16 protein-coding genes and 1 tRNA gene are annotated in these 16667 nt (G+C 65.1%); 13 read left to right on the top strand and 4 right to left on the bottom strand.

Annotated elements, in window-relative coordinates; translation table 11 throughout:
• The first annotated feature begins 157 nt into the window (after window positions 1-157).
• From PVZ80_RS27485 to PVZ80_RS27440, 10 genes are all read left to right on the top strand, one after another.
• Window positions 158-1666 carry a YdgA family protein gene (locus tag PVZ80_RS27485; protein WP_009046363.1) on the top strand — a complete coding sequence of 503 codons (1509 nt, stop codon included), beginning with the start codon at window positions 158-160 and terminating at the stop codon, window positions 1664-1666.
• 314 nt (window positions 1667-1980) lie between these two features.
• The gene (gene pgaA, locus PVZ80_RS27480) at window positions 1981-4458 is read left to right on the top strand and encodes a poly-beta-1,6 N-acetyl-D-glucosamine export porin PgaA (RefSeq protein ID WP_273864835.1); all 2478 of its coding nucleotides are present in this window, start codon (window positions 1981-1983) and stop codon (window positions 4456-4458) included.
• A gap of 12 nt (window positions 4459-4470) precedes the next feature.
• Window positions 4471-6468, top strand: a complete 1998-nt coding sequence (pgaB, locus tag PVZ80_RS27475) for a poly-beta-1,6-N-acetyl-D-glucosamine N-deacetylase PgaB (protein WP_150084958.1) — start codon at window positions 4471-4473, stop codon at window positions 6466-6468.
• 3 nt (window positions 6469-6471) lie between these two features.
• Window positions 6472-7821 (top strand): poly-beta-1,6-N-acetyl-D-glucosamine synthase, encoded by a 1350-nt coding sequence (gene pgaC / locus PVZ80_RS27470; protein ID WP_009046366.1) that lies wholly within the window; start codon window positions 6472-6474, stop codon window positions 7819-7821.
• Entirely contained in the window at window positions 7821-8297 is a 477-nt protein-coding gene (gene pgaD / locus PVZ80_RS27465; protein ID WP_028681516.1) for a poly-beta-1,6-N-acetyl-D-glucosamine biosynthesis protein PgaD, read from the top strand. Before pgaC ends, pgaD begins: the two co-directional genes overlap by 1 nt.
• A gap of 232 nt (window positions 8298-8529) precedes the next feature.
• Window positions 8530-9090 carry a YbhB/YbcL family Raf kinase inhibitor-like protein gene (locus PVZ80_RS27460; protein ID WP_009046368.1) on the top strand — a complete coding sequence of 187 codons (561 nt, stop codon included), beginning with the start codon at window positions 8530-8532 and terminating at the stop codon, window positions 9088-9090.
• An 86-nt stretch (window positions 9091-9176) separates the two neighbouring features.
• Entirely contained in the window at window positions 9177-10928 is a 1752-nt protein-coding gene (locus tag PVZ80_RS27455; RefSeq protein ID WP_273864834.1) for a vWA domain-containing protein, read from the top strand.
• A gap of 37 nt (window positions 10929-10965) precedes the next feature.
• Window positions 10966-11547: an RNA polymerase sigma factor gene (locus PVZ80_RS27450; RefSeq protein ID WP_053268005.1), complete on the top strand. Its 582-nt coding sequence runs from the start codon at window positions 10966-10968 to the stop codon at window positions 11545-11547.
• On the top strand, window positions 11544-12263 hold the full coding sequence (locus PVZ80_RS27445; RefSeq protein WP_257371548.1) for a hypothetical protein: 720 nt from the start codon (window positions 11544-11546) through the stop codon (window positions 12261-12263). Before PVZ80_RS27450 ends, PVZ80_RS27445 begins: the two co-directional genes overlap by 4 nt.
• Before the next feature lie 82 nt (window positions 12264-12345).
• On the top strand, window positions 12346-12537 hold the full coding sequence (locus PVZ80_RS27440; RefSeq protein WP_009046372.1) for a hypothetical protein: 192 nt from the start codon (window positions 12346-12348) through the stop codon (window positions 12535-12537).
• A gap of 12 nt (window positions 12538-12549) precedes the next feature.
• Here PVZ80_RS27440 and PVZ80_RS27435 read toward each other — a convergent pair whose 3' ends face one another.
• The 4 genes from PVZ80_RS27435 to PVZ80_RS27420 form a co-directional block, all read right to left on the bottom strand.
• A complete protein-coding gene (locus tag PVZ80_RS27435) occupies window positions 12550-13101 on the bottom strand; it encodes a hypothetical protein (RefSeq protein ID WP_009046373.1) in 552 nt (183 codons plus the stop codon).
• A gap of 135 nt (window positions 13102-13236) precedes the next feature.
• Window positions 13237-13701, bottom strand: a complete 465-nt coding sequence (locus PVZ80_RS27430) for a hypothetical protein (RefSeq protein ID WP_028681520.1) — start codon at window positions 13699-13701, stop codon at window positions 13237-13239.
• Window positions 13685-14548, bottom strand: a complete 864-nt coding sequence (locus PVZ80_RS27425) for a hypothetical protein (RefSeq protein WP_273864833.1) — start codon at window positions 14546-14548, stop codon at window positions 13685-13687. Before PVZ80_RS27425 ends, PVZ80_RS27430 begins: the two co-directional genes overlap by 17 nt.
• A 119-nt stretch (window positions 14549-14667) precedes the next feature.
• Window positions 14668-14744: transfer RNA gene (locus tag PVZ80_RS27420), tRNA-Arg, on the bottom strand.
• 254 nt (window positions 14745-14998) lie between these two features.
• Here PVZ80_RS27420 and PVZ80_RS27415 point away from each other — a divergent pair.
• The 3 genes from PVZ80_RS27415 to PVZ80_RS27405 all read left to right on the top strand — a co-directional run bounded on the left by PVZ80_RS27415 (window position 14999) and on the right by PVZ80_RS27405 (window position 16658).
• Window positions 14999-15691 carry a Crp/Fnr family transcriptional regulator gene (locus tag PVZ80_RS27415; RefSeq protein WP_016705018.1) on the top strand — a complete coding sequence of 231 codons (693 nt, stop codon included), beginning with the start codon at window positions 14999-15001 and terminating at the stop codon, window positions 15689-15691.
• A gap of 89 nt (window positions 15692-15780) precedes the next feature.
• The gene (locus PVZ80_RS27410) at window positions 15781-16311 is read left to right on the top strand and encodes an RNA polymerase sigma factor (RefSeq protein ID WP_273864832.1); all 531 of its coding nucleotides are present in this window, start codon (window positions 15781-15783) and stop codon (window positions 16309-16311) included.
• A 119-nt stretch (window positions 16312-16430) separates the two neighbouring features.
• A complete protein-coding gene (locus PVZ80_RS27405) occupies window positions 16431-16658 on the top strand; it encodes a RebB family R body protein (protein WP_023969933.1) in 228 nt (75 codons plus the stop codon).
• The last annotated feature ends 9 nt before the right edge of the window (window positions 16659-16667 follow it).

Raw genomic sequence — 16667 nt, 5'->3', positions numbered from 1 at the left:
CCGTCCCGCACGTTCACTACTTTTCACATGGAAAGGTTGGGCCGCCCGGCCTGGCCGGTGCTAATCTTCGGCAGTTTTACGCACAGTCGAGCCACAACCCGTACCGGGTTCAGGGAAGACGACCACACATTCAACAACGGATCGATCGGGTCAAATAATGAATAAATCAGCAGGCGTACTGTTAGGAATCGTCGTCGCAGTGGGCGCTATCAGCGCCGGCGGCGCCTGGTATACCGGGACCAAGCTGGAAGGGGTGCTGCAAACCTCTATCGCTGATGCCAACAAGGAACTCCAGGCGGCCATGGTCGGTTCCAACGGTACCGCCAGCCTGGAGCTGGTATCGCTGGAGCGCAATCTGTTCAGCAGCACCGCGCGCTACCGCCTCAAGGGCCAGGGCGAGATGTTCGGCGACAGTGCCGAGGGCGTCGAACTGGTGTTCGTCGACCGTATCGAACACGGCCCGCTGCCGTTCTCGCGCCTGATGACCCTGAAATGGCTGCCGGTCATGGCCACCAGTCACTACGAGCTGGAAAAGAACGCCCTGACCGAAAAATGGTTCGCCGCCACCAAGGATGTTTCCCCGCTCAAGGGCGTGGTCAACCTGGGTTACGACCGTTCCGCCACCGGCAACCTGGAGTTGCTGCCGCTGGACACGGCCCTGGACGACAAGTCGACCCTCAAGTTCTCCGGCCTGAAGCTGGACCTCTCGACCAGCGCCCAAGCGCAGAAGGTCAAGGCCGAAGGCTACATGGACAGCCTCAAGCTCAACAGCGTCGCCGAAGACCAGACCCCTGTGCAGGTCGAGCTCAACGGCCTGACCCTGGCCAGCAACCTGACCAAGAGCAACTATGGCTTCTACGTCGGCGACAACACCCTGGAGCTGACCAGCACCAAGGCCACGTTCGGCGAGAAACAGTCGGTGCTCAGCTTCAAGAATTCGCAGATCAAGAGCGCCACCGACGAGAAGGGCGCCCACCTGGCCGGTCGTGCCGACTACAAGATCAGCGAAGTCGCCCTCAACGGCAAAGCCGTCGGTTCGGCGCAAATGGCCTGGAGCATGAAGAACCTCGACATCGCCTCCGGCATGTCGCTGATGCAGGTCTACCAGAACAAGCTGCAACCCTACGAAGACGCCGTCGCCGCGGCCGAAGCCGCCGGGGAACCAGCGCCCGAGCTGAACCTGAGCGAGGCCGAGCAGGCCCAGGTCAAGGCTGACCTGGACAAGCTGCTGGCTGCCCAGCCGCACATCGCCCTGGAAAACCTCTCGTTCAAGACCGCCAACGGCGAAAGCCGCCTGAGCCTGGTGGTGGACCTGAACAAGCCGCAATCCATGGATCTGCCGCCGGCCGAACTGAGCAAGCAACTGCTCACCCAGCTGAACCTGAACCTGCTGCTGTCCAAGCCGATGATCGCCGACGTGGCGGCGTTGCAGGCGCAACTGGACGGTGTGACCGACGCCAAGGCGATCGCCGACCAGGGCAGCATGGCCGCCGACATGGTCAGCGGCATGGCGCTGGGTACCCAGCTGGCCAAGCTGGAAGGCAACGACATCGTCTCCAAGGTGCGCTACGCCAATAACGAAGTGGACTTCAACGGCCAGAAAATGACGCCTGAGCAGTTCGTCGGTTTTGTCATGAGCAAACTGGGGCCCGTCACCATCCAGTAAGCCTCGAAAACCCTCTTCGCGGGGTTTTCAGCCAGAAACGCCCGGCCTCCGTAGCACGGATCTGCCGGGCGTTTTTTTGCCTGCATCCGACGGCAGAACCCCCACCCAGAGCCTCCCTGAACATGGCTACAGGCCACGTCGTTCGCGGATTCGGGCAGAAACGAATCTGAAGAAATATTACATTTGCGCATCTGCATCAGCCTTGCGTGGAAGACTCCGCCCCAATCTGGCCGAGTCATCTGATTCGGCTTCCTGGCACGTATCAGGCGGGGGGACACAAGACCCCGGCTAGCCATGTAAGGACGCTGAAGAAAATGCCGCCCATTGTTCACCCCGTTCGCCTTTATGGTTTGCGACCGCTGTTTCGCCTGGCGTTATGCAGCCAATTGCTGTGGCCGACCCTGGCCCTTGCCGACCCGGCGTACGACCGCCTGATTCTCGACGCCCGCGCCGGCAGCTATGCGCCAGCCCTGAGCCATTTGCGCCAGGTGCCGGCCGAGCGCCTGAACACCGGGCTGGTCAGCGACCACCTGCAGATCGCCAGCTGGGCCGGCCTCGACGCCGAGGTGGTGAATGTCTATGAAACCCAGGCCCGTGGCCGGGTGCTGCCGATCCAGGCGCTGACCGCCACCGCCCGTGCCTACCGCAATCTGCAGCGCTGGGACTCGGCGATCCAGGTGTACCGCCTGGCCCTCGAACGCGACCCGCGCAATCCCGACCTGCAACTGGGCCTGGCCCTGACCCAGGCCGACGCCGGCAAGCCCGAGGAAGCCGTGCGTCGCGCCCGCGAGCTGGTGGCGGCCAAGCCTGACGATGCCACCCGCCGCCTGGCCCTGGGCTACGCCCTGACCCGCGCCGGTTCGCCGTATGACGCGCTGTTCGAGTTCGACCAGGCGTTCATCCGCGCCGGCACCCGGCCGGAAGTCGCCCGCGAATACGTGTTCGCCCTGCAACGGGCACGCCTGCCGGAACCGGCCTTGCGCCTGGCCCGCCAGCGCCCGGGGCTGATCGATCCCGTCATAGAACGTCGCCTGCAAGGCGACCTGGCCGCCGAGCGCGTGCGCCTGGCCGAGCTGGCCACCCGCAGCGAGAAAGAGCGTTATGTCATCGCCGACCGCGCCCTGGCCGATTACGACCAGTTGCTCGCCACCTGGACCCCGGACCCGGCGGCCAAGGACGACGTGACCCGCTGGCGCATCGACCGCATGGGCGCGCTCAAGGCCCGGGCGCGTACCGCCCAGGTGATCGACCAATACCACAAGCTGACCGCCGAAGACGTGGCCATCCCCACCTACGCCCTGCGCTGGGTGGCGGCCTCCTACCTGGACCAGCGCCAGCCGGAGATCGCCAGCGACCTCTATCGCCAGGTGCTGGCGGCGCCGGATGCCGATGTCAGCGACCGCGTCGAAGACAGCACCGCGCTGTATTACGCCTTGCTGGAAAGCGACCGCCCACAGGAGGCGCAACAGGTCGCCGACGACCTGGCCAGGAACCAGAAGCCGCGGGTCGAGCTCAAGGGCTTGCCGGTGGGCAACCCCAACGATGAATGGATGGACGCCCAGCAACTCGCCGCGCAGTCCGGCACCTACAGCGCCGACCTGCCGGGCAGCGAGCAGCGCCTGGCCAGCCTGGTGGACCAGGCGCCGGGCAATATCGGCCTGCGCGTGGCCCAGGCCAACCTGTACCAGGCCCGGGACTGGCCGCGCCGCGCCGAGGGCCTGCTCAAGGAAACCGAGAGCATGGCGCCGCGCGATGTCGGCCTCGAGGTCGCCCAGGGCCACACCGCCCAGGACCTGCAGGAATGGCGTCAGCTCGATGCCCTGACCGACGACGTGGTGCAGCGTTATCCCGACAACCGTCAGGTGCAGCGCCTGGCCCGCCAGCGCCAAGTGCACGACATGGCCGAGCTGCGGGTCGAGACCTATGGCGGCAAGAGCTACGGCGGCGGCAACAGCGGCGCCGGCGCGGTTTCCGGCAGCAAGGATTTCGGCATCGAGACAGTGCTCTACAGCCCGCCGATCGATGAAGACTGGCGGCTGTTCGGCGGCCTCGGCTATGCCACCGGCGACTTCCAGGAAGGCACCGGGCACCACCGCTGGCAGCGGATCGGCGTGGAACGCCGGACCCGCGACATGACCCTGGAAGCGGAAGTCTCCAACCACTCCTACGGCTTCGATGACAAGCAGGGCGCACGGCTGTCCCTGGCCCGTGACATCGACGATCACTGGCAGTACGGCGGCAGCCTGGAATACCTCTCGGCCAATACCCCGCTGCGGGCGCTCAACAGCAACATCTACGCCAATGGCGGCAGCGCGTTCCTGCGCTGGCGGGCCAACGAGAGCCGTGAATGGCGGCTGGCCCTGAGCCCCTCGCATTTCAGCGACGGCAACAACCGTTTCGAGGCCCTGCTCACCGGTCGCGAGAGTGTCTATGCCACGCCGCACGTGCAGGTCGACCTGGGCCTGGAACTCGGCGCCAGCCGCAACACCAAGGAAGACACGCCCTACTTCAACCCCAGGTCGGACTTCACGGTGCTGCCGACGGTGAACGTCAACCACGTGCTCTATCACCGCTACGAAACCTCCTGGAGCCAGCAGTTCCAGGTGGGCGCCGGTACCTACAGCCAGCGCGATTACTCCACCGGGGCGATCGGCCTGCTCAGCTATGGCCAGCGCGTGACCTGGAATGACGTGTTCGAAGCCGGGGCCGCCCTGAGCGTGCTCAACCGGCCTTACGACGGCGACCGGGAAACCGACCTGCGCCTGCTCCTCGACCTTACCTATCGCTTCTAGAAGAGTCCGAAGATGCCTCCGATGACCCGTTGCATCCTCCTGCTGGGAGCCCTGATTCTCAGCGCCTGCGCCCAGCCCGCCGCGGATTTCCTGCCGCCGGCGCAGCGCCCCGTGCCCGCCAGCGAAACCCCGTGGCCGAAAAACCACGTGCTGGGCATTGCCTACCACGACGTCGAAGACCGCGACCCCGACCAGGCGGTGGTGGCCGTGCGCACCGAACGCTTGATCGAACAGCTGGCCTGGCTGCGCGAGAACGGCTACCAGCCGGTCACCGTGGACCAGATCATGGCGGCGCGCAAAGGCGGCCCCGAACTGCCGGCCAAGGCCGTTCTGCTGAGCTTCGATGACGGTTATGCGAGCTTCTACACCCGTGTGCTGCCGGTGCTGCGCAGCTACAACTGGCATGCCCTGCTGGCGCCGGTGGGGGCATGGGTCGATACCCCGCTGAATCAGCCGGTGGACTTTGCCGGCACCCCGCGCAAGCGCTCGGACTTCCTGACCTGGCAGCAGGTCCGCGAGATTTCCCGTTCCGGCCTGGTGGAAATCGCCGCCCACACCGATGCCAACCACAAGGGCGTGTTGGCCAACCCCCAGGGCAACCTGCAACCGGCCGCCGCCACCCGGCGTTATGACGCCAGCAGCGGGCGCTATGAAAGCGAGGCCGAGTTCGAGGCGCGCCTGCGCAGCGACGTGGCGGCCATTTCGAAAAAAATCCGCGCCGCCACCGGCTACAGCCCGCGCGTCTGGGTCTGGCCCTACGGCGCCGCCGACGGCACCGCGCTGCGGGTGGTGGGCGAGCAGGGCTACGACATGGCCCTGACCCTCGACGACGGCCTCGATGCCCTCGACAACCTGATGAGCAGCCCGCGGTTCCTGGTGTCCTCGGACCCGGATGGCATCCACTTCTCCAACAGTATCGTCGGCGTCGAAGCCAGCAACCCGATGCGCGTGGCCCATGTCGACCTGGACAACGTCTACGACCCGGACCCGCAGCAGCAGGAAATCAACCTCGGCAAGCTGGTCCAGCGCATGGCCGACCTGGGCGTGAATACCGTGTTCCTGCAAGCCTTCGCCGATCCCAAGGGCGATGGCCTGGTGCACTCGCTGTACTTCGCCAACCGCCACCTGCCGGTGCGCGCCGACATCTTCGATCGGGTCGCCTGGCAACTGCGCACCCGGGCCAACGTCAAGGTCTTCGCCTGGATGCCGGTGCTGAGTTTCGCCCTCGACCCGAGCCTGCCGCGCGTGACCCGCTGGGATCCGGAAACCGGTCAGGTCGCGGCCGACCCCGACCAGTACCGGCGCCTGTCGCCGTTCGACCCGAAAGTGCGGCGCATTATCGGTGAGATCTACGAAGACGTGGCGCGCCTGACCTCGGTGGACGGCATTCTCTACCACGACGACGCGGTGCTCTCCGACTTCGAAGACGCCAGCCCCGAAGCGCTGCGCACCTACGCCGCCAACGGCCTGCCCGGCTCGATCGCCGCCTTGCGCGCCGATCCGGCGACCCTGCAGCGCTGGACCCGCTTCAAGAGCCGTTACCTGATCGACTTCACCCATGAGCTGACCGCCAAGGTCAAGGCGATCCGCGGGCCGCAGGTGCTGACCGCGCGCAACCTGTTCGCCGAGCCGATGCTCAACCCGCAGAGCGAAGCCTGGTTCGCCCAGAACCTCGACGACTTCCTCGCCAACTACGACTGGACCGCGCCGATGGCCATGCCGTTGATGGAGGGCCAGCAGCGCAAGGCTTCCGGCGCCTGGCTGGAGCAACTGGTGGCCACGGTCAAGGCACGCCCCGGCGCGCTCAACCGTACTGTCTTCGAGCTGCAGGCCCGGGACTGGACACAGAAACCGGCGAGCGATATCGACGCCGCGCAGATGGCCGACTGGATGGGCCGACTCAAGCGCCAGGGCGCGACCAGTTTCGGCTACTACCCGGATAACTTTCTCGAGAACTCGCCGGACCTGAAGACCATCCGTCCTGCGCTCTCCACCAAGTGGAATCCTTAAATCATGTTGGATCGACTGCTAGCCCTGCTCGTTCTGGCGATTGTCCTCGGTGTGCCGCTGGGCCTGATCTTCCTGGTGACCGGCCAGTTCCTGATGGACTTCGTGTTCTTCTACCCGCTGTTCATGTCCGGCCTGTGGATCGCCGGCGGCCTGTACTTCTGGCTGCACTGGGAACGCCACTGGCCCTGGAAGGACGACACCTTGCCGCCGGCGCTGGCGGGCGAGCCGCTGATCAGCATCCTGATCCCTTGCTACAACGAGGGCGACAACGCGGCGGACACCATCCACGCGGCGCTGGCCCAGCACTACCCGAACATCGAAGTCATCGCGATCAACGACGGCTCCAAGGACAACACCGCGCAAGTGCTGGACGCCCTGGCGCTGGAGGATCCACGGCTGCGGGTGGTGCACCTGGCCCAAAACCAGGGCAAGGCCGTGGCCCTGCGCATGGGTGCCGTGGCGGCGCGCAGCGAATACCTGGTGTGCATTGACGGTGACGCGCTGCTGGCGCCGAACACCGCGGCCTACCTGGTGGCGCCGCTGCTGGAGAATGCGCGCCTGGGCGCGGTGACCGGCAACCCACGGATCCGCACCCGCTCGACCCTGGTGGGCCGGGTCCAGGTGGGCGAGTTCTCCTCGATCATCGGCCTGATCAAGCGCACCCAGCGGGTGTTCGGGCGGATCTTCACAGTCTCCGGGGTGATTGTCGCCTTCCGCCGCTCGGCCCTGCACCGGGTCGGCTACTGGAGCCCGGACATGATCACCGAAGACATCGACATCAGCTGGAAGCTGCAGCTCGATCACTGGAGCATCTTCTACGAGCCACGGGCGCTGTGCTGGATCCTCATGCCGGAAACCCTGCACGGCCTGTGGAAGCAGCGCCTGCGCTGGGCCCAGGGCGGCGCCGAGGTGCTGTTCAAGAACATCCGCGGGATCTGGCAATGGCGCCACCGTTACCTGTGGCCGCTGCTGTTCGAATACTGCCTGTCCACCGGCTGGGCCTTCACCTTCCTGCTGTCGGTGATCTTCTGGGGCGTCGGCAAGTTCATCGTCATGCCCGAGGCCATCGCCGTCGACCGCCTGATGCCTCCGGCCTTCACCGGGCTGGTGCTGGCGATGGTCTGCCTGCTGCAGTTCGCGGTCAGCATCCTGATCGATCGCCGGTATGAAAAGGGCTTGGGCAAGACCATGTTCTGGGTGGTCTGGTACCCCCTGGTGTTCTGGCTCGTCAGCCTGTTCACCACCCTTGTCAGTTTCCCCAAGGTGCTGTTCAGCCAACACCAGAAGCGTGCGCGCTGGGTCAGCCCCGACCGTGGCATCAAGCCCATAGATGATGAAGAGGAGGCTCGCTGATGAAGATCATCAGAACCCGTCAACGCCCAGTGCTGGTGCTCGTCGATGCGGCGTTCACCGTGCTGGCCTGGATCGGCCTGGTGTACCTGCTGGTACGCGGCCTGTGGCCGCTGATCGACACCCACGACGGCCCGCGCATCGAAATCGGCGTGCTCGAGGCGCTCGGCACCTTGCAGATCTACCTGTGGGTGGCCCTGCTCAACGCCGCCGTGCTGATCCTCTGGGCGCGTTACCAGCAGCGCAAGAGCAAAAGCTTTGCCCGGCGCCGCCTGCCGTCGCCGGCGGTGGACGACCGGCGCCTGAGCGAAAGCTTCAAGCTCAGCGCCGCCAACTTTGCGCGCATGCGCCAGCCCGGAACCATGACGGTGCACAACGACGAGGAGGGCGGCATCAGCCTTGTCACCACCGGCTTCATGCGCCTCAACGCCGAACGTGCACCGCATGCGCCGTTGCTGGCGGATGCCGTGCAACGCTGATTCAGCCGCTGATTGAAGGTGGCAGGGTCAGGGCGACCGGGTAACAATCCCGGTTGCCGTCGAAAAAAGCCCCGGAGCTGAAAAAAACCGGGGTTTTTTCGTTTACAAGCGGCTGCGGCTCAAGCTCAATCAGCGGCAATATCGCTCAAGCGCGACGCTTCGTCGCGCAGCTATAGTCTCCAGGCTCCTGTTTCCAGGCTCCGATGAACCCATTCGCAGAAGGTGCTCGCGTATGTCCCGTTTTGCTTCTCTCAATACCTGGCTGGCCGCCAGCGCCGTCCTGCTGTGCCTGCAGTTGCCGGCCCAGGCCCAGGAGCGTTTCACCCTGAACGTGCCCGGTGTCTCGGACAACCGCCTGTTCACCCCGGCCAGCGCCAGCGATGCCAAGGGCTGTGGCGGGCATAACCTGTCGCCGGCCCTGGCCTGGACCGCCGGCCCCGAAGGCACCCGCAGCTACGCCATCGTGATGCACGACCCGGACGGCGCCAAAGGCCAGGGTATCGATCACTGGGTGCATTACGGGATCAAGGCCACGACCCGGCAGATCGCCGCGGGCGCGGGGGCCAAGGGCACCCTGGAAGGGCTGGGCGGCACCAACAGCAAAGGCACCACCACCTACGTCGGCCCGTGCCCGCCGGTGGGCGACAGTGCGCACCACTACATCATCCAGATCTACGCCCTGGAGCTGGCGCCCGACGCCTTGCCGGCCGGCCTGACCCGTGCCCAGCTGCTGGAGAAGATCAACGGCCACGTGCTGCGTAACAGCAGCGTGGTGCGGCGCTACCTGCGCTAAGAAAAAATTTCCGGGGCTTAACCCGAATCGCCCAGGGGCTTCGTCTGAAGGGGGGAATGGATCAATTTCTCCCGAGGTCAGCCCCCATGTTCCTTCCTCCGTACTACCTTCGCCCCGCCGTTCAAGGGTGCGCCGCCGGGTTGCTGTTGGCCATGGCCGGTTGCGGCCCGTCCGCGCCGGATACCCGGGGCGCAGCCTTGCCCGTCGAGGACGCGGTCGCACCCCAGGCCGCCGCGCCCTCGCCGAGCGAGGCCCAGCGCGCCGATGTGATCCTGGCCGGATCCAACAACGCCAAGGCGCTCGCCCCGACGCCCCTGCACACCTCGATGATGACGCGCGAATCGCTGCCCGCCGGCTATCGCGCCGAGCCGCGGGAGCAGTACCAGAACCTGCCGGACAACCCGATCCAGAGCGTGGCGCAGGCCCCGGTCTCGACCTTCAGCGTCGACGTCGATACCGGCGCCTACGCCAACGTCCGGCGCCTGCTCAACCAGGGCAGCCTGCCGCCGCAAGGCGCGGTGCGCCTGGAGGAGCTGGTCAATTACTTCCCCTACGATTACGCCCTGCCCGGCGATGGTTCGCCGTTTGGCATGACCACCGAGATCGCGCCGTCGCCCTGGAACCCCCACACCCGCCTGCTGCGCATCGGCATCAAGGCTTCGGATCGCACCGTTGCCGAGTTGGCGCCGGCCAACCTGGTGTTCCTGGTGGACGTCTCCGGCTCCATGGATCGCCGCGAGGGCCTGCCGCTGGTGCAAAGCACCCTCAAGCTGCTGGTCGACCAGTTGCGCGAGCAGGACCGGGTGTCGCTGGTGGTGTATGCCGGTGAATCGCGGGTGGTGCTGGAGCCCACTTCCGGGCGCGACAAGGCGAAGATCCGCAACGCCATCGAGCAACTGACGGCGGGCGGTTCCACCGCCGGCGCCTCGGGCATCCAGCTGGCGTACCAGATGGCCCGCCAGGGCTTCATCAAGAACGGCATCAACCGCATCCTGCTGGCCACCGACGGTGACTTCAACGTTGGCATCAGCGACTTCGACCGCCTCAAGCAGATGGCCGTCGAGCAGCGTAAAAGCGGTGTGTCGCTGACCACCCTCGGCTTTGGCGTGGACAACTACAACGAGCACCTGATGGAGCAACTGGCCGACGCCGGCGATGGCAACTACGCCTACATCGACAACCTGCGCGAGGCGCGCAAGGTCCTGGTGGACCAGCTCGGCTCGACCCTGGCGGTGGTGGCCAAGGACGTGAAGCTGCAGGTGGAATTCAACCCGGCCCAGGTCAGCGAATACCGCCTGCTGGGCTACGAGAACCGCGCGCTGAAACGCGAGGACTTCAACAACGACAAGGTCGATGCTGGCGAGATCGGGGCCGGGCATACGGTCACCGCGCTGTATGAAATCGTGCCCAAGGGCGAACAGGGCTGGCTGGAGCCGCTGCGTTATGGCCAGGCCCAGGCGTCGTCGGAGTCGAACAGCAAGGGCGACGAGCTGGCCATGCTGCGGGTGCGCTACCAGGCACCGCAAGGCGGCAGCAGCCGGCTGATCGAGCGGCCGATCCTGGCTTCGCAGCAGCATGGCAAACTTGCCCAGGCCAGCGATGATCTAAGATTTGCCGCAGCCGTGGCGGCGTTCGCCCAGCAGCTCAAGGACGGTCGCTACACCGGCGACTTCGGCCTCAAGGACACCGTCGCCCTGGCCCGCGGCGCCAAGGGCGAAGACCGTTTCGGCCTGCGTGGCGAGTTCGTGCAACTGGTGGAACTGGCGCAGAGCCTGCAGACTGCCGCTCCGGCGGATCAACCGGGACGCTCCGGGGAGGCCTTGAGCCGCCGTGAGTAACGTCATGACCCACCACCAGAAGGAGTTCAGCACGACCATGCCTGCGGTGAACCGGTCAGGACCCGCCAGCAGCGACGAAACGCTGCTGGCGCGTTATCGCGCGGGTGACAGCGCTGCCTTCGAGGTCCTCTACCAACGCCATCGGCAGGGGTTGTACCGGTTTCTGCTGAGCCTGTGCGACAAGGCCGAGCTGGCCGACGAGGTCTACCAGGACACCTGGCTCAGCCTGATCCGCACCAGCAGCGCGCCACAGGGCCGGGCCAGTTTTCGCACCTGGCTGTACCAGATCGCCCGCAACCGCCTGATCGACCACTGGCGCAAGCACGGCCTGCGCAACCCGCTGCACGATAGCAACGACGAGCAGTTGCATGAGCTGGCCGATGACGCCAGCGGCCCGGAACAGCACCTGAGCCTGAGCCGTGAACGGCAACGCATCGACGCCGCCTTGCAGGACCTGCCCGCCGACCAGCGCGAAGTGTTCCTGCTACGCGCCCACGGCGAACTGGAATTGCCGCAGATCGCCAGCCTTACCGATACGCCGCTGGAAACGGTGAAAAGCCGCTTCCGTTATGCGCTGAAAAAACTGCGTCGGCTCCTGGCCGAGGAGGTACTGACATGACTGACGCCCGACAGCTTCCGCCCACCGAAGAAGAGCGCATGCTCGAGCACATTCGCCAGCACAGCCACGGCGAACCGCCGGCCAGCCTCGACGCCCTGATCATGGCCACGGCGCGTCGCGAAGCCCCGACCCCCAAGCCTTCCCTGTGGCAACGCTGGTTCGATCTGTGCCGCCAGCCGCGCTGGCAAGTGGCGTTCGCCGGCCTGTTTGGCGTGACCCTGTTGCTGGGCGTGTTGCAGCGCACTCCAGAGCCTGCGCCCCGCCAGGTGCTCGCCCCGGCGCCCATGGCCAAGGCCGCGGCCCCCCAGCTGGCGCGCCGTCAGGCCGAATCCACTGCAGCCTCCGCAGAGTCGGCCCGTGCCGAATCACGCATGGATGCATCGGACCACTTCGAGTTGGCTACCACACCGCATGCCAGCGGCGCCTTGTCGGCACCGGCTCCCGCCGCCCCCGTGGCGGGCCTGCCGCTGACCCGGGACACCGAAGCTTTCGCCGGCAAACCTTATGAGTCCCTGGGGCACCTGGCGTCGTTTCCGGGCAAGGAGCAGGGCGAGCGCGAGGCGCCGGAGTCGATTCTCGACGACGCCCTGCGTGAGGTGTTGCGGCTGCGCCAGACCGGCCAGGACAAGATCGCCGACCAGTACATCATTGCCTTGAAACAGCGCTTCCCCGACGAGGAGATTGCCGATCGACTGGAGGCTTTGCAGAAACCCTGAGGGTAAAACGCGCGCAAGTAATGGCCTGGCACCCGGAAAACGCGCACTATCGAGCCAGTTTCCTGAAAGTGAGAGGCTGGCCATGGCGCCACGCATCGACCGTATCGCTGCACTGCTGAATTGCCCGACCAAGGGCGCGGATATCCGCCAGGCCATCAAGGAGAGTCGCAAGGACTTTCTGCTCGAGGCCGAGGAAGAAGATGAAGACCCGCAGCAGGCCCAGCCTGCCGCGGATCAGGATGAGTCGACGCAGAAGCGGCAGACGCCAGACTGAAACCCGGAGCCTTTACTTGCGGGCGGGCGCGCGCTTCACGTTCTGGCCCTTGGCCTCGATGGCCAGGGCAATCGCCTTGTAGCAGTCGTAGAACAGTTCCTGGTTCTTGAACATGTTTTCCACCAGTTCCATCTTGCCGTCGCTGTGCTGGACGCGGATGAAACGCTGGTTGAAGACTTCCACCAGCTCGACGTCCGCGATATTGATCAGGCGAATCTCGCGGATCTTCGAACTGAAGTTGCTGACCGGGGCCACCAGCTTCTTGTCCGTCAGCACCACATAACGATTGCCGGCACCGCGCAGGAAGATCAGCGCACCGGCGACGGCGACGGTCATGGCCACGCCCACGACGCCAAGCAGTTGCATGACCAGATGACCATTGAGCCCCAGGGCCTCTAGCAGCCGAATCACGCCGTTGTTCTCGCTGGGTGTGCCGAACACCGCGAACAGCGAAAGCCCACCGAAGACCAGGCCCGCCAGGGTCATTTTCTTGTAGTTGGGCCCGTAGTAATAACGCGCCTGGTGCGATGGCGCGGTATTAGCGGAAAGGTTCGAGATATTCATCGTGTGGGGTCTTCCATGAGTCTGGCCGAGAAAAGGTGGGTATCTGCTCGGTAATGGGCAGAGTGCGCGAACGGCATCGGGGAGAGGCATCATCGCAAAAAAGAGCGGAGATACCTAAACCGGCAGCAGGCGCATTCAAGTGTAAGGCGAAGCGGGCAGGTCGATGAACTCGGCGGCGGCACCGTCCTCGGCCATGCGCCGGGCTCGCTCCGGCAGCAGCCGGGCGTGGTTTTCCAGCTGCCAGCGATACCAGCTCAGGCGCTGGACTATCCGTCGTCGGCAAGGGGCTGGCAGTTGCGCCAGCAGGTCGGCGCTGTCGGGCGCCCAGCGGGCCCGGGTCGAGTAGTAGCCGAACAGGTTTTCCCGCAGGCCGAAGCAGTCCTCGAAGCTTTCCTCGATGCTGTACACATACCGCTCGAAGCCGGCGCTCAACTGCTGTTCGCCGTCGGCGTTATTGCGCAGGTAGGCGAATATCCCCGGCCAGTTGATGCAGAACAGGTGCTCGTCCCAATCGCCGTCCCGGGTCAGGTACTCACCCTGGCCGCGAAAGAACTGCGGTATTTCCTGGCGCGCCAGGGCCCGTTCAAAGTTGCTGCTCATGCCGCTCTTCCTCTCGTGAGCCCTGGACGTTGGCGATGCTGACGGACTGCGCTACGCATTCGATGACGCAGTCGAAGCCGATGTCCAGGCGCAGGTAATAACCAGGCTGCAAGCGTGTGAGCAGGGTACGCATACGCCCGTCGAAACGCGTGCCGCTGACGTGCAGTTCGCTGATGCCCTGGATCTTCAGGTCCAGGCGGCAGTGGGTCAGCGCCTGGCTGGCCGGCCAGGTGGATGGCAGGGACTGGCGCAGCATCGGGCCTGCCAACTGCAGGCTCAGTTGCTCGCCCTGGAACTGTGGGCCCGGGGTGTGCAGGTCGTAGGGCGTGGCCGCCACATCGCATACGGCTTTCCAGGCTTGGGGATTGTCGACGCTGAACAGCCAGTCGCGGGAGCCGCGATCCCGCGCCGGGATCGCCCGGCATTCGGCCAGGGACGGCAATCGGGCGCGGATCAGGTCGTCGTGCCACAGCTGCCGGGCCGCCAGGAGCAGGCGCTGGAAGAAGTCCCGGCTGTCGTCGATCTGCGCCGGCCAGCCGGTGGGCCATTGATCGTAGTCGTAGTCGTCTTCAACGGGTTCCCAAACCTCCTCGAAGTCGAAGTCCGGATCGTCCAGGGCCCCTTGCAGGACCTCCACCAACCGCTGCCGGTGACGGAAATTCTCCCGGTCGTTGAAGTGCGCCAGGCAGTAATGGCGGATCAGGTGTTCGCGATCATCGGGGTCGTTGGGGTCGTAGCGGCTCAGCTCGGCATCCAGGGCCGGGGGCATGTCATAGCCGATGAAACAGCCGATCCAGGAACGCAGGTCCGGCTGATAAGGCTGGTTGAGCAAAGGATGGCGCAGCATCGGGACCTCCTGTCCGCGAGGCGTGGGTCGGCACACACCTCGGTGATTCTTCGATCGACTCAACGGATGCAAACGAAAAAGCCCCAGGCCATGCGACCTGGGGCTTTTGCGTTTCTGGCTGGCGCACTCGGCGGGATTCGAACCCACGACCCCTGCCTTCGGAGGGCAGTACTCTATCCAGCTGAGCTACGAGTGCAGTGCGGGCGACATCATACCCATGTCGGCTTGGGGCGTCCATGCGGTTTTTTCTCGCGTGATGATTGGTCGTCGCCTCGTTGTTTGTCTTGTCCTTCGCGATACCCGAAAGCCCCTTCGCCCTATTCACAAGTCCTCCCGTCGGACGTCCCTTTGTTTGCTTTGCTCTATGGCTTCAAGCGCTCTAACCGCTGCGTGCTGGCGCAGCGATTTCCTACCAGTCAAGGCGAACGCATGCATTCAAAAGGCGCGGTAATGCTCGATTTTTCGTTGCGTCAGACTCTGCTGGCACGCTCCGATCTGTTCAGGGGGATGCCGGACACATTGATCCATTATGTGGCCACCCATTCCGTGGAGCGCTCGCTGAGTGACCGGGAGGTGCTCTATCTCAAGAGCGAGGCGCTGGATTTCATCGCGCTGGTCGCCGAAGGGCAGGTGTATTCGGTGATTCATGGCCCGGACGGGCGCGAGCAGATTGTCGGCAGCGCCGGCGTCGGCCAGGTGGTGGGCGAGTCGGCGCTGATCGAGGGCCACGCCCGGGAAACCTCGGCCTTCGCCTGTGGCCCGACCCGGGTGCTGTTGTTGGGGCGGCGACATTTCCGGGTGCTGTATGACGAGCCGCTGTTCTGGCAGCGGGTCCTGATGCTGCTGATGACGCGCCTGATGAAGGTCCTCGAGTTGCTCGAACTGGTTTGCCTGCACCGCCTGGAGTCGCGGTTGGCGCGGTTCCTGCTGGCCAGTATCGATGACTTCGAGCTGGCCCCGCTGACCTGTGCAGCGGTGCCGCGCAACCAGGGCATCCTGGCCGCGATGCTCAACACCAGCCGGCCCAAGCTGAATGTCCAGTTGCAGCTGTGGCGGCGTTCGGGGGTGATCAGTTGCCAGAGCGGCCGGCTGGTGATCAACGATGTCGAGCATCTGCGGCGCAAGGCTTGCTCGCTGAATTAATTGTTCAACTGTTCCCCAGGTAACAGCGAACGCCTGTTGCGCGATCAGAGACTGTCGGCTCATCAAGGAATGCACAGGGAGTGCTGGCGATGGGATCTTTTCGTGAAGTGGCGGCGGTCGATCGGTTGTTCGAGGCAAGCTGGCGAGCGGTCTACCCCGAGCTGATGCGCCGGGCCAACCGGCGAGCCAGGGGCAACCTGGCATTGGCCCAGGAATGGCTGTCCAACACGGCCGTCAAAGCCCTGCTGTTCTTCAGGCGTTCCCCGGAACGCATCCGAGAGCCGCAGGGTTTTCTGTTTCTGGTGCTGGACCACGTCTTTCTCGACAGCCTGCGGCGCAGCAAGCGCGAAGGGCAGGTGTTCGATCATTCGGTCGACCTTGAGCACGATCACCAGGTCTTGCTCGCCGCGCCTTGCCTGTCGGTGCTCGAGTACGTCGAGCAGTTCGAGCGACTGACGCAGCTGGGCAGTCGCGTGGCGCAGTTGCCAGTGCTCCAGCGGCGGTTGTTTGAAATGCGTTTTGTCGAGGAACTGCCGTACCCGCAGATCGCCGCCGAGTTGGGCATCGCCCAGCCCCTGGCGCGCAAGCGCGTGCAGTTGCTGCGCGAGGCGCTGCGCTGACAGCACTTTTGCATTCACAGCCGCGGATGTCGGGCGTTCTTGTTTCATGAGCACCTGAAACCGTCGACGAGTTCACCGCCAGTGCGCCTGCGCTGGCGTCTTCCATCAAGGAGAGATGTATGCCAGAGGTCAACAGCCAGATTACCGACGCGGTAACACAAACCAACGTCAAGGTGGTGGCCGAGGCGCCGGCCCAGGCCATTGCCTCGCTGTACCAGGTGGCCAGTCATTCGGCGGGGCTGTCCCTGCAGAACGCGGTCAACAGCCAGCAGGCGTTGAATCAGATCTCCAACGCGGTGATCTCCAAGGCTGTGTCGCTGATCATGCAGATCGGCGAGAAGGCCTGACGCCTGGGG

Origin of the sequence: Pseudomonas sp. B3G-3 (assembly GCF_028640915.1) — a bacterium.
GTDB classification, from domain to species: Bacteria; Pseudomonadota; Gammaproteobacteria; order Pseudomonadales; family Pseudomonadaceae; genus Aquipseudomonas; species Aquipseudomonas chlororaphis_I.
The sequence above is the reverse complement of the archived record's forward strand: the minus strand, read 5'-3'. Positions and strand labels throughout refer to the sequence as shown.